This is a genomic window from Salinimicrobium sp. 3283s (assembly GCF_039602225.1).
GTDB lineage: Bacteria > Bacteroidota > Bacteroidia > Flavobacteriales > Flavobacteriaceae > Salinimicrobium > Salinimicrobium profundisediminis.
Window position 1 is genome coordinate 3,422,153 of record NZ_CP143631.1, and the last position, 13,205, is coordinate 3,435,357.

At 41.4% G+C, this 13,205-nt stretch carries 11 protein-coding genes and 1 tRNA gene; 7 read left to right on the forward strand and 5 right to left on the reverse strand.

The genetic code is table 11. From position 1 onward, the window contains the following. The first annotated feature begins 85 nt into the window (after positions 1-85). Positions 86-871: a tRNA pseudouridine(38-40) synthase TruA gene (locus VS868_RS15175; RefSeq protein ID WP_345598559.1), complete on the forward strand. Its 786-nt coding sequence runs from the start codon at positions 86-88 to the stop codon at positions 869-871. A 114-nt stretch (positions 872-985) separates the two neighbouring features. On the opposite strand, the gene recQ is transcribed toward VS868_RS15175, so the two are convergent. After that, positions 986-3,088, reverse strand: coding sequence for a DNA helicase RecQ (gene recQ, locus VS868_RS15180; RefSeq protein WP_345599846.1), 2,103 nt, complete (start codon positions 3,086-3,088; stop codon positions 986-988). Between the two features lie 115 nt (positions 3,089-3,203). On the opposite strand from recQ, the gene corA reads away from it, so the two are divergent. After that, positions 3,204-4,286: a magnesium/cobalt transporter CorA gene (gene corA / locus VS868_RS15185; RefSeq protein WP_345598560.1), complete on the forward strand. Its 1,083-nt coding sequence runs from the start codon at positions 3,204-3,206 to the stop codon at positions 4,284-4,286. A gap of 10 nt (positions 4,287-4,296) precedes the next feature. On the opposite strand, the gene VS868_RS15190 is transcribed toward corA, so the two are convergent. Further along, the gene (locus VS868_RS15190; RefSeq protein WP_345598561.1) at positions 4,297-4,764 is read right to left on the reverse strand and encodes a hemerythrin domain-containing protein; all 468 of its coding nucleotides are present in this window, start codon (positions 4,762-4,764) and stop codon (positions 4,297-4,299) included. A 255-nt stretch (positions 4,765-5,019) separates the two neighbouring features. Here VS868_RS15190 and VS868_RS15195 point away from each other — a divergent pair, with 255 nt between their 5' ends. From VS868_RS15195 to VS868_RS15205, 3 genes are read left to right on the forward strand one after another with little or no spacing between them, the layout of a single operon-like run. Further along, positions 5,020-5,394, forward strand: coding sequence for a sensory rhodopsin transducer (locus VS868_RS15195; protein ID WP_345598562.1), 375 nt, complete (start codon positions 5,020-5,022; stop codon positions 5,392-5,394). An 11-nt stretch (positions 5,395-5,405) separates the two neighbouring features. Continuing rightward, positions 5,406-6,272, forward strand: a complete 867-nt coding sequence (locus VS868_RS15200; protein WP_345598563.1) for an EamA family transporter — start codon at positions 5,406-5,408, stop codon at positions 6,270-6,272. 50 nt (positions 6,273-6,322) lie between these two features. After that, positions 6,323-7,495, forward strand: a complete 1,173-nt coding sequence (locus VS868_RS15205; RefSeq protein ID WP_345598564.1) for a lactonase family protein — start codon at positions 6,323-6,325, stop codon at positions 7,493-7,495. A 72-nt stretch (positions 7,496-7,567) separates the two neighbouring features. On the opposite strand, the gene VS868_RS15210 is transcribed toward VS868_RS15205, so the two are convergent. From VS868_RS15210 to VS868_RS15220, 3 genes are all read right to left on the reverse strand, one after another. After that, the gene (locus tag VS868_RS15210) at positions 7,568-8,464 is read right to left on the reverse strand and encodes a succinylglutamate desuccinylase/aspartoacylase family protein (protein WP_345598565.1); all 897 of its coding nucleotides are present in this window, start codon (positions 8,462-8,464) and stop codon (positions 7,568-7,570) included. Positions 8,465-8,478: 14 nt separating this feature from the next. Next, on the reverse strand, positions 8,479-9,528 hold the full coding sequence (locus VS868_RS15215; RefSeq protein ID WP_345598566.1) for a glutathione synthetase: 1,050 nt from the start codon (positions 9,526-9,528) through the stop codon (positions 8,479-8,481). Between the two features lie 281 nt (positions 9,529-9,809). Continuing rightward, on the reverse strand, positions 9,810-11,696 hold the full coding sequence (locus VS868_RS15220) for a tyrosine/phenylalanine carboxypeptidase domain-containing protein (protein ID WP_345598567.1): 1,887 nt from the start codon (positions 11,694-11,696) through the stop codon (positions 9,810-9,812). A 344-nt stretch (positions 11,697-12,040) separates the two neighbouring features. Here VS868_RS15220 and VS868_RS15225 point away from each other — a divergent pair. Continuing rightward, a tRNA-Arg gene (locus tag VS868_RS15225) sits at positions 12,041-12,114 on the forward strand. A 182-nt stretch (positions 12,115-12,296) separates the two neighbouring features. Continuing rightward, positions 12,297-12,929, forward strand: a complete 633-nt coding sequence (locus tag VS868_RS15230; protein WP_345598568.1) for a chloramphenicol acetyltransferase — start codon at positions 12,297-12,299, stop codon at positions 12,927-12,929. Positions 12,930-13,205: the final 276 nt, after the last annotated feature.

Below are 13,205 nucleotides of genomic sequence, written 5' to 3' on the forward strand. Positions count from 1 at the left end.
GTAAAAGTTAAAGACTTTTGGAACAAAGCTTTTGTTCATGGGGCTCATGCGGAGTTTTTGCTTTAAATTCGTACAAACAAAAATTGTGAAGCAACAGCGTTACTACTACCTAATTAAAATACAGTATTTGGGGTACAGGCTGCATGGGTGGCAAAGACAGCCGGGTTTAAAAACTGTGGAAGGCCTCGTTAAAAAGACCCTCAAATTTGTTTTGGGGGAGCTCCACTTCAAAATCCTGGGCTCTAGCCGAACCGATGCCATGGTCTCTGCACATGAGTCGGCTTTTGAATTATTCATAGACCACGAACCTTTAGAGAATATGGCCGATTTCCTGGTGCTTTTCAATCAAAATCTGCCTCCGGATATTCGGGCATTAAGTATTAAAGAAGTTGATGCCGCTTTCAATATCATCCAACACCCAAAGAAAAAGGAATACCTGTACCTGTTTTCCTTCGGAAGAAAGAGCCATCCTTTTGCAGCACCTCTTATGGCTACTTTTCCTGAAATTCTCGATGTTGACCTCATGATGCAGGGAGCCCGTCTTTTTGAAGGGAAACATTCGTTTCATAATTACTGCACCAAACCCACCCCGCATACTGTAGTAGAACGTGAGATTGATACCTGCGAAATTTTGCTGAACACAAAGATCACCGCCAGTTTCTTTCCCGATAAATCTTACCTGCTAAAAGTTACCGGAACGGGATTTTTGCGCAACCAGATAAGGTTAATAATGGGAGCCATGGTACAATTGGGAAGAGGCGAATTTTCTATTGCCGACATAGAAAGAAGCCTGACACCGGAAGTAAAAATGCCCATGAACTACATCGCCCCCGGCAGCGGACTCATCTTAAACAAAGTGGATTTTGAATGAAGTTGCGGGTTGCAAAATTGGGTTGCAGGTTGCGGGTTGCGAGTTGCGGGTTGCGCGGTTTAACTTCTAACTTCACACTTCTAATTTCGTACTTCTAACTTCGTACTTCTAAGTTCAGTTTTCTTTATTCAATATTGTCAATGCTACCCGAATAGTTCCGTAGTCCATTTCTTCTTTAAAATGTTCGAAGTAGGGTTTTAGGGCGTCAGGATCATCAAGTTCTTTTTGTGCCTTGCGAACTGCTTCAAGATCTGCTTCTGAAATATATTTTTTGAGATCTACATTCTCACCACTTTCATAAAGTTTAGAAAGGTGGGAAAAAATGGTGGTGGCAGCCAGGTTTCTTGCCTGCGCCATTTCTTCAATACTCATTCCTTCCTGGTACAACCTGAGTGTTTCTTTATAAGTATTGCCTTTTTTACGGGTTTTCTTCTCCCGTTTTTCTTTGCTGTGGGCAATGATCTCCTTGATGAACCGGTACCCGTAATTCTGCATTTTTTGGCGACCTACCCCACTTATCTGCATAAAATCTTCATCGGTCATTGGGCGTTCTTTCTCCATTTCCTTGAGGGTGGCATCATTGAAAATGAGGTATGCCGGGATGTCTTCTTCCCTGGATAGCTCGAGCCTCAGCTTTCTTAACCTCTCAAAAAGGGTATTTTCTGAAGTCTTTTCGGCAACAACGGGTTGTTTCTTGAGTTCGGCCTGGGTGACATCGGCTAAAGAAACTTTTTCCTGCTCAAAAAGCACATTTTTGGCAAGGCTTGTGAGCCTGATCTTGTTCTGATCGTGAAATGCAATCTCCAGGTAACCCTGATTGATCAATTGGATAATATATTGCTGCCAGTCTCGCCAGGACACATCGCTGGCGATCCCATAAGTTGAGAGGCCCTGATAACCTTTTTCGAGCACCTGTGCGTTTTGGGCTCCCCGCAGCACATCTATGACCATAGAAATTGGCTCCTGTTCTTTCAGCCGGTAAACTGTAGAAAGGGCTTTTTGGGCAAGTATGGTACCGTCAAAGAATTCGGGCGGATTCTTACACACGTCGCAGTTGCCACAATCTTCAGAAATAATTTCTCCAAAGTAGCTTAACAAAATCCTTCGGCGGCAACTAAGAGCTTCAGAATATTGTTTCATGCGTTCCAGTTTCGCCAACTGGATCTCGGCATTCCCCGATCCTTCAGCAAACTTCTGTAGCTGCACCACATCGGCATAACTGTGGAAGAGCAGGGTAGAAGAAGGTAATCCGTCACGCCCGGCACGACCAATCTCCTGATAGTAACCTTCAAGGTTCTTTGGCATATTATAATGTATCACCCAGCGCACGTTAGACTTGTCTATACCCATCCCAAAAGCGATGGTAGCGCAAATGATGTCATTGCTGTCATTGATGAAATCTTCCTGAATCTGTATCCTCTCATTATGTGATAATCCGGCGTGATAAGCTTCGGCCTTGTAACCTTTTTCTTGGAGTTTGGTTGCGAGTTCTTCAGTATTTTTCCGGCTTAAGCAGTAAATGATACCACTTTCAGATTTTCTACCTTTCAAAAATGCCAGAATCTGCTCAAATTTTTTGGTGCCGGGACGCACTTCCAGGCTCAGGTTCTTTCTGTCAAAAGAAGAGAGGTGATGTGTGGCGTGCGGGATATTGAGTTGATCGCAAATATCCTGGCGCGTGGCTTTATCGGCTGTGGCAGTGAGAGCGATCACAGGAGTTTCTGGATGGCGGTTTTTAAGATATCCCAACTGAGTATATGCCGGCCTGAAATCGTGCCCCCAACTGGAGATACAATGGGCTTCATCAATAGCAATAAGGCTGATATTGCCCGCAGAAAAAACAGCGTCTACATATTGAAGACTTTCGGGTGCTACATAAAGAAGTTTGATCTCATTTTTCTCAATCTTCCGGAAGATCTCCTGCTGCTCCTGTTCTTTCTGACTGCTATTGAGGAATGCTGCTGAAATTCCATTAGCGGTAAGCCCATCTACCTGATCTTTCATAAGGGCGATAAGCGGAGAGATCACAATAGTAATACCCGGAAGCAAAATGGCAGGAAGCTGAAAACAAATAGATTTTCCGCCACCTGTGGGCATGATCACCAGGTTATCACGACCTTCAAAAACAGCCTTGATGATTTCCCGTTGCTGTGGCCTGAAACTGTCATAACCAAAATATTCCTTTAATGTGCCTATTAATTTTGCCTCTTCAACCATGATGCAAATAAAATGAAAGCAAGCCAAAGCCCAATGCCCGGAACTTGTTAAATACAACATTTTTTCACAGCCTACAGGTACGCGGAAATTCTTACATTTAAAAAAATATTCTTCTATGGTTAAAAGAACCCGCTACCTTTCTAAAAGGCCAAAATCGAACCAGGCACTTCACCAGGCCCCCGGGACCGTTACTTATGTGGGGCGTAAAGAGCAGGTGGAGACGTTACTCGAAGTAATAGATTACAATGCCGACAATTATGAAAGGTTTACTTCAAAAAACCCCGAAGATGCTTTTCAATTTGAGGAAGAAGACCGTACTACCTGGATAAATATCGACGGACTAAGCAATACAAAAGAGATTGAAAAGATTGGAAAGTACTATGACCTGCATCCTTTGATCATTGAAGATATTGTGAATACCAACCAGCGCCCTAAAATTGATGAATACAAAGATTACTTCTTCATAGTAGCAAAAATGCTATACTTTCGGGAAGATGGGCGGCTGGAAAACGAACATATAAGCATGGTTTTGGGCAGGAATTATGTGCTCACTTTCCAGGAAGCCGGCGGAGATGTATTTAATGGGGTGCGGGAGAGACTTTCTCAGGCGAAAGGCCGTATAAGAAGCAGGGGTGCAGACTATCTTGTTTTTGCCCTTTTAGACGCTATTGTAGACCACTATTTTATAGTTGTAGACGATATGAGCGATAAAATAGAAGCCATGGAAGAACGGGTTTTTGATGCACAACCTAAAGATGACACCATACTTGAGATCCAGGAATTAAAACGCACCATGTTAAGGATAAGGCGTGCCGTAAACCCTTTGCGGGAGGTGGTAAGCCGTATTGAAAAAGTAGATCATGACCTTATACAGGAGCAAACCCTCAATTACATACGCGATCTTTATGATCACATGCTGCAGGTCTCAGAAAATATTGAGATCTACCGGGAAATGACCTGGGGCCTCATGGATATGTATATGACCACCATAAGCAATAAAATGAACGAAGTCATGAAAGTACTTACCATTATGGCTTCTATCTTTATTCCCCTTACTTTTCTTGCCGGGATCTATGGGATGAATTTTGAATATATGCCCGAACTCGAATACAGGTACAGTTATCCTGTTTTATTGATTGCGATGTTCTTTTTAATTATAGGGATGCTATTTTATTTTAGACGAAAGCGGTGGCTTTAAGTTTTAAGATTTACTGCCAAAACTTATCGCTCCAGTCATCGGGATCGGGGGTGATGATTTCTTCCTCTTTATTTGCTATTTTCTGAAGCTTTTCTTCAGAAACGGATTCCTGCAACTCCCTGAAAAGCTCCCGCTCTTCAAACCTGATGTGCCGGTTCAGTTCTTTTTCTATGGAATGGAACATCTCTTTACTGGCTTCCTCTTTAAACAAAAATTCCAGCCGGGAGTGCTCGTTAACAGCTCTTGTGCTCATGGAATGACCATCTCCTAAAAGAGGAAATATTTCAGATTCTTCAAATCTAAAATGCGGCCTTAGTTGAGAAGTAAAGAAAAAGTCGGTATACTTTTTTATCCGGTCTAATTCGATCTTTCTCTTTAATCCTTCTCTAATCTTCCAGCACAACAACAATCCGTGGTGATGGTCTCTGCTAAGCGGTTTTAAAGCATCGTGCCTCTTAATTGGTGTTGGTTTGTCCATGATCTTTAGAATTAGGATGCAAAGCTAACCTTATGATACCCGGAAGAGTATGACCAAAATCATATTCTTTTAGATGATGTTAATGAAAGATGACAATTTATCTTTTTTTTAATAACTAAAATCCTGTTTATCCTGTAAACCTTTATAAAAAAAGCTTTATCCTCACTGGAATCGATTTCAGGAGACAAGGAAAAAATTTGACCCTAAAAGCACCTTTTTGACACCTTATATGAATGAACTCTTTAACTTTGAATAATGAGGAAAATCGGGAAACTTAACTGGGCTTTTTCCGGCGGAAGAATTCCGTTTGATTCAACGGGAGAAGAACCTATGTTCAACAGCCACGATAAAATTTCGGTACTTAATACTTCCGAAGAAGAAGCAAATATCGAGATCTTCATATTTTACGAGAATCAGGCGCCTGTGGGCACTTATGAAGTAAAAATAAAGCCGCAACGCCTCCGAAAGATCAGGATCAACGACCTAATAGATCCCGAAGCAGTTGCGCTGGAGAGAAATTATGGCTGCTATGTCCGTTCGAACATCCCTGTGGTAGTGCAATTCAGCAGAATGGACACCGGCCAAAACGCAAATGCGATCATGGGAACTATGGCTTTCCCGGCCGACTAAAAAATGACAGCATGCTAGGATTTTTACTGGCTTTTGGAACCGCTATTTCTGAAGCTTTAAAGGATATCACCAGTAAGCACAACCTTCATCACATAGATGAATACACGGCGGCTTTTTCTATGCACCTGGTACAAAGCCTTCTTTTGATCCCGGTGGTTTTTTACTTCGGGTTTGAATCTATTTCCACACGCTATTTGTGGGCGCTACTTGGCTGTTCTTTGCTGCAGCTAATGGTGATTTTACTGTATTTTAAAGCTATCAAGAGGTCCGAAATTTCGGTGACACTTCCGCTTATCACTTTGACGCCGCTGTTTATGCTCATCACTTCACCCATTATGGTGGGCGAATTTCCTAACGCTTTAGGGTTGATAGGGATTGTCCTTATTGTGGTAGGGACTTATATTTCCAATTTGAGTGAGGATCCAAAAAAGGTATTTGCGCCCTTCGTTTCCCTGCTGAAGAATCAGGGAGCAAGATATATGTTTGCAGTGGCTTTCATCTGGAGTATTACGGCCAACCTTGACAAGATAGGAGTGGAGGAGACTTCGCCAGTTTTTTGGGCGTTCACGAAAGATTTTACGATCTTGATGTACCTCGTTCCCATTTTGCTGTGGAAGTCAAAGAAACCCTGGCTACAAATAAAAAACCGGAAAGGCCCGCTGTTCATGGTAGGTTTTTTCAGGACCACCAGTGTGCTGGCCCACATGTTTGCCCTGCAGCTTATCCTGGTGCCGTACGTGGTCACGATTAAAAGGTCGAGCGCCGTCTTTATTATCCTCTATGCCTTTTTCTTTCTGAATGAAAAAAAGAACTTCAGGAACAGGGTAATAGGGATTAGCATCATTCTTACCGGACTTTTCATTATTGCCATTTCCTAAATAATCCCGAAGATTCTCACAAAAAGTTTTACTTTTAAATAAACCTAATTATGAGAATTTCAACCATCAAATTTCTGGCAGCTGGCCTTATTGCTAGCCTTGCCTCCTGCAATCAGGGAAAAAACCAATCCCAAAATGACGTTATTCCCAATGATCCAAAAGCTGATACTATGAATACAATTTTTGTGGGTTCATACACTAAAAAAGAGGGTCATGTAGACGGTAAGGCTAAAGGTATTTATACGCTTTACCAAAACAGCCAGACAGGCGAACTCACGGAGGGCAAAACCGTTGCTGAAGTGATTAATCCTTCATTTGTAAAGGATTCAAAAGATGGAAAACTGCTATTTGCAGTGAGCGAATTAGGCCCCGGAGATGCTGAATCGGGTTTTATTTATTCTTACAAGATTAATGAAAACGACTCTTTAGAAGAACTCTCCAAACTTTCTACGGAAAGCTTTGCGCCGGCTCACGTAACTACTGATGAATCTGGTAAATATGTTTTTGTAGCGAATTATTCTGGCGGAGTAGTAATGTTGTTCAAAGTGGATGAAAATGGTATTCTGAAGAAACAGCAAAGAATAGATCTTGAAAATCCGGAGGAATCTCATGCTCATTCGGTCACTGTTTCCGCTGATAATAAGCACGCATACGTTGCAGATTTGGGCAATAATAAAATCTGGATCTATGATTTTGATGAAAACCAAGGCAAATTAGTTCCGGGAGAGCAGGCTTTTGTAGCCCTGGATGAAGGTGCGGGCCCCAGGCATTTTACACTTTCCAAAAATGGCAGTTTTGCTTATTCAATTAATGAACTCAACAGCAGTGTAAGCGCTTTTAAGGTGCTGGAAAATGGGGGACTTGAGCTTATTCAGAATATTTCTTCCCTTCCCGAAGATTTTTCAGAAAATAATTCGGGTGCTGATATTCATTTGCATCCTTCAGGGAAATTCCTTTACGCTTCTAATCGCGGGCACAACAGCATTGTTTCTTATGAGGTAGATGCTGCTTCAGGAGCACTGAGCAATCCAAATTTCACCTCTACACTCGGTAAAACCCCCCGAAATTTTGCCATTTCCCCTGATGGAGCCTTTTTATATGCCGCCAATCAGGATTCAGGAGATATTTCAGTATTTAAAATTGAAGAGGATGGATCTTTAGAACAAAAAGGAGAGCCTGTAGCTTCAAAAACCCCGGTTTCATTAGAATTTTTGATCCGCTAAAGGCTTTTATTCCTTAAATATTTAATCTTTTTAATCCCCTGTCAAAAATGGCATTTTTGACAGGGAATTTTTTTATACTTCTTCAATAATAAAGAATCCGTCGTTGCCCTGAGATTGATACAGGGGCATAAAGATGTAGGCGTCCCACTCGCTCTTTATCTCGCCGCCATTACTTGTGGCGAGCAATTGTCCTTTCTTAATCTTCTGAAAATTCTTGAATCCGGGTTCCATTTTAAAGCTGTCGCCTTTTTTGATCTCGTGCCGGTAAACAATTTCAAAGGTTTTTTGTGAAGGAGCATTCTTTTCGGTGAATCGCTCTACACATTCGGGATAGCAGGAAACCTGTTCCACATCAAGTCCGTTAGCATGTTTTAGAGCCAGCCAGATCATTCCCTCGTGATTTTCTACGGAAGCTTCATTCGTGTGCTGCCCGGCTTCAAAGACAAAGCCTGTTAAGCCGGTGCGGCTCATATAATGATCTATAGCGCCATAAACGATATCGCTGAAGCCTTTCACGATGTAAGTGGGAAACTTTTGAGACCACTTAACATTGTCATGCACATCCTGTACCGATATGTAGGGCAGGCTGTCTGATGACGTAGTGTGACAGTCAAGGAAATAGCGTTTGGAGTACTGACTTTCGGGGTGGCCCTCCAAAACGTTGATGATCTCGTGCATTTCCCGCTGTTCCTGGGTTTCGGGATCCTGGTTTGTCACATTGTCTTCGGTCCAGGTGCGGTTAAGGTCTTCATCGATGTATCGCTGGTCTTTTTCAAGCGCTGCTTTATTACCCATAACGCCAACGATTGTTCCTTTAATTTCAGGTTTTGTTTTTTCAAGTTCAGAAAATACCTTTTTTAAAGCCTTTACACCACTGGGTTCATTGCCGTGAACCCCGGCAGTTACAAACAGCAAAGGCCCTTCTTTATTACTGGTATATTCTCCTATGATTCGGGTTTTCTCTTTCATTTTTTGCTTTTTTGTTACGCCATTGTTGCCAATACCTGGTTGGATATCTGGCCTTTATACAATTTTTTGTATTCTACTTTCTTTTCGATAGCATCTATAACCACATCAGAAAAATCAGGAAGACCAATTTCTTCAAAGTGATCCATTCCGCCGGGACTAAGCACATTGATCTCGATAAGTTTGTCTTTTACGATATCGAGGCCTACAAAGAATAATCCGTCCCTAATCAATTTAGGAGCAGTGATCTCAATGATGCGCTTCATCTCGTCTGTAAGCGGACTTTTATCGCCTGTACCTCCCTGATTAAAGTTACTACGGAATTCTCCTTCTCCGGTGACCCTTTTGATGATTCCGTATTTTCCATCCTTTTCCATGACCCGGCCATTCAGAAGTAAAACTCTCACGTCACCTTCTTTTGCTGCGGGCAGGTATTCCTGTGCGATGATGTAGCCCTGGTTAGAGAGGTTTTCTATGATTTGATTCAGGTTCTTTTCGTTCTTATCGATCAAATACACATCTCTTCCTCCCGAGCCTTCTAAAGGTTTGAGCACCATTTTTTTCTTGTGGTTTTCAAAGAACTCCAATACATCTTCTTTTTTCCGGGTGATGATAGAGTAGGGTTTGATGCTTGCCGGAAGCTCCTCAAAATATAATTTATCAATAAAAGCATTAGACAGGGCATAGGCATCATTGAGTACCAGTACGCCTTCCTGTTGTACCATGCGGCCAAAAGCAACCCCGGCCTGCTCGGCCCATTGACGGGAAGAACCTTCTTCGGTAGGATTGTTCCTTATAAAAAGCACATCAAGATCTGTAGCTGTGATTCTCTCTTTTTTGGCTTTATCGCTTTGCAACAGTTCAAGGTATTCTTTAGGAGTTTTTGCTTCAATCTTTTTGGGCAGGTAAGTAGATTCTATACAAAGTTCTTTATCCTGTTCGAAGAAAAAATCTCCCACGCCCATGGCATAAACATCATGTTTACGTTTTCGGGCTTCCTGCATAAGGTACACTGTGGTACCACAGGTCTCAGTCTCAACACTATTGATTACAAAACATATTTTCATTAATGATTTCTTTTAGGGGATCGCTCCCGGTTAAATTGATAAATTTTTAAAATATTCTATTCCATTGTTGCAAGTTCGCGGTTGGAAATTCCGGTGCCATAATGCTTCTTATATTCAATTTTTCTCTCGATGGACTCAATGATGACATCCGAGAAATTTTCAACCTCAATTTTGTACTCCCATTAAGTAAACGTCATGATTCCTTTTCCAGGCTTCATGCATCATGTAAACCGTGGTGCCGGCACCTTCAGATTCCACACTATTTACTACAAAACATATTTTCATGCGTTGATCAATTGTGAAAGAGGAATCCCCTTTCTTATTTGCTGAAGTTTCTCTTTAGTCTCTTCTGAATGTAAATAGCGAGGAGTAAGCTTTTGAGGGGAAAGTACCCTTCTATCCTGTAATTCTTTGATTATCTGCATGTGCTCAAGTGAAAACTTTCCGGTAAGAAGAGGGCTTAATTCCCCACCTTCTTCAAGGTGTTTCTTGAGTTGTACCAGCCCCTTGAGGTAGGAAATGTCTTTTGTAAAACCACCTCCCTGCATAATTCGGGATGTAATATTAAATGCCCTTTGCGCTGTAAAATTATAGTCGTTGTAAAGCAGACGGAATACCTCCTGAAAATCGGCCCCGTGCATTCTTGCCGAAGCAGCTACAACCCGGCCAGCTAAAGTTCTCATCCTGTTACCTGTAAGTCCGCCTACGAGGTACTCAGATAACACTGCCAGACCTTCCTGAAGCGTGTCATAGTCGGTAAGGCCAATAGAAAGTAGTCTTAGGGGCTGTTTATTTCCATTGTAGTAAGTGAGGACATGTGTGCCTATTTCGTGCTGGATCAAAGCTTTAGTTTCATTCGCATTGAGCTTGTAATCACTTGGTAAATAAAGTTCTCCACGAGAGACCATAAGAATATTGACATCATCGCGCACATGTACTTTACTGGAAAAATTCTCATCCTGCCCGCGGAAGTACTCAAACTCCTTGTGAGCAAGAACCTCAAAATCTTCAGCTTTGAGTATACTCTCAAAATCCTGCTGTTCCTGTTCAGGAACTTCTTTTAGAATTGTCTCGGCCTCCCTTTGAAGTTCTCTACTAATTTTTCCATAGAGCATCATACTGTTATAGAAAAAACTATCAAGACCTCTTTCGGTAAGCATGCTTATCTGGAGATCGAGTTCTTCTCGTTTTTCCCGAAAAATGTAAGAAAGTGCAGGGTCATCTACTTCCTCGATCTTTAAGTTATAAAGTTTTCTTTTGAGAACATCGGGGTCAAATGGTAAAAGCCTGTAGTGATAGTTAAGAACCTTTTCATAGTTACTTTTGAAAAAAGTCTCTTTTATAGTTCGAATATTGGCAGGGGAAACCAACCATAGAAATTGGTAGGAAGATTCAATTTCGGCCAACTCCCGGTCAATTTCCAATACCTTTTCCTGAAGGTTCTTTTGCCCCAGGGCTCTGTAACTCTTCACTCCGCTGGAAGTTTGAATCCTTATAAAGTCGTAAATCGTCTTATGTAGGGCAACCACAAAATTATCTTTAAAGCTTCTAAAGAAAACGGGGTATTCTTCTCCATCCTGGCTGCGGTAAACGGGTGGTACCTGAAGGCCAATGAGTAGACATCCGGCGTCTTTTAATTGTTCCAGGCTTAAAAGAGGTGGTTGTCCCGGGGGTTGACGTTCCAGGGAATCCTCTATTTCGGTATCAGTAAAATTTAAGGCGCTGTAGCCGGCATTCATCTCATCCAGTTCCTCCTTAAACACATTAATTGTAGTTGAGAGCTTTTGTGCAGGCCCCTTGATCTTAAATCCGCGGCTGCCTGACTCTCCTGCAAAAACTTCGAGCAGAAGAAATGATTTAAATTTTGAAGACATGGCTTCACTCAGGCTGAACATAAGCCGCTGGTAGCCTTCAAAATCTTTATCTCCAATAATTAGAAAAGAGGCTTCACTTAAAATAAGGCGTACAGTTGCCCGGTCTTTTTCTTCATCCTCCTTATCTTTAAGATCTCTGTAGATCACTAAATAAGGAAGTTCATCGCTCATATGCAGATAGCCACCTCCCGGCAGGTGCTTCTCTATTTCGCACTTTTCCTGAAGTTCCTCTATAAGTTTTTGAATGGAGTTTTCATCAAATGGTTGTGTTTCTTTAGATGTGCTTACTTCCATAATAGGTTTTGCTTTTTTTGGGAGGATGAAATTAGTTTTAGCTTGTGCTCCCAGTAAAAATGCCTTACAGGTAAATTTAACCGATTCGTAAGTTTTTGAAGAATAAACACCCCTGTATTAGCTGAAGTTTAGCAAAGATTTAGTAGTACTTTTAGATATTCTGAGAAGGAGCTACAGGGCTAAAACAGATACTTTCAAATGAATAATGGTCGCATTACTTAATAAATAAAAAATACCTTCATAAATAAGATGCTGAAGCTCTTTTACTTAAATAAAAAGGAAGAATTAAATAATATTTTTGCTTGTGTTTTTTAAAAAGCTCATTATATTTGCACCGCTTTAATGGTCGCGTAGCTCAGTTGGATAGAGCATCTGCCTTCTAAGCAGACGGTCAGAGGTTCGAATCCTCTCGCGATCACAACTTGAAACCCCTAGTTTTACTAGGGGTTTCGTTGTTTTAAGACTCTTCTGAAAAAAACCGAATTTATTTAAGATCGACAGCTATTGAAACACGGTAAGCAGGCTTTCTACTCAAAGAATAGACCTGAACCCGATCCCGGATTAATGACCTAACTTAGCAGCTCCAAATTAAAGTAGAGAGTGAGAGTTATTGACATCGACAAATGGAACAGGAGGGAACATTATGAATTCTTCTCAAAAATGGCCAATCCAATGTTTGGCATAGTAACAGAGGTTGAATGTACCGGGGCTTATAAATTTTCAGTAGATGCCGGTATTTCCTTCTTCGCCTATTATCTACATAAATCAATGATTGCGGTAAATTCAGTAACCGAGCTAAAATATCGGATAATCAATGAAGAGGTAGTAGCTTTTGATACTATACATGCAGGAACCACAATTGGCAGAGAAGATGGCACCTTTGGTTTTGCATTTATACCTTTCAGCGAAAGCTTTGAGATATTTAATGAAGACCTGCAAAAGGAAATAGCAGCTGTTAAATCTATAACAGGATTGAGGCTGAACAATGATGATATCACGAAAGACCTTATCCGTCATTCTACCTTTCCCTGGCATTCTTTCACAGGACTTTTGCATCCGAGTAACCATGACAAAAAAGAATCTGTGCCTAAAATCACTTTCGGAAAATTTGCTGTTCGTGATAACAAAAAATATCTTCCTGTATCAATAGAGGCTCATCATGGGCTTGTTGATGGGCTGCATTTGGGAAAGTATCTGGAAAATTTTCAGGAACAACTTAATAAAAAAGCATAGGTGCCTATTGCCCAAAAAGGACCGATAGGAGCTGGTCACCAGACCACCATAGAAAAAATCAAATCTGAAACCTCCAGGGGAATTAAGACGAACAAAATTATCGAAGTGGCTACCGGCGCTAAAAAAAATTTAAAAATTAAGCCTCCATCGGCCAGTCCCTGTACTGTTCCTCTTAGTGTTTAATAATTTCCTTCAGTAAATATTCCAGTGCCAAAAATGGTACTTTGCTGCGTAATTCTTTTTGATCGCTAACCGAATGGCGGCTCTGGCGTCTTC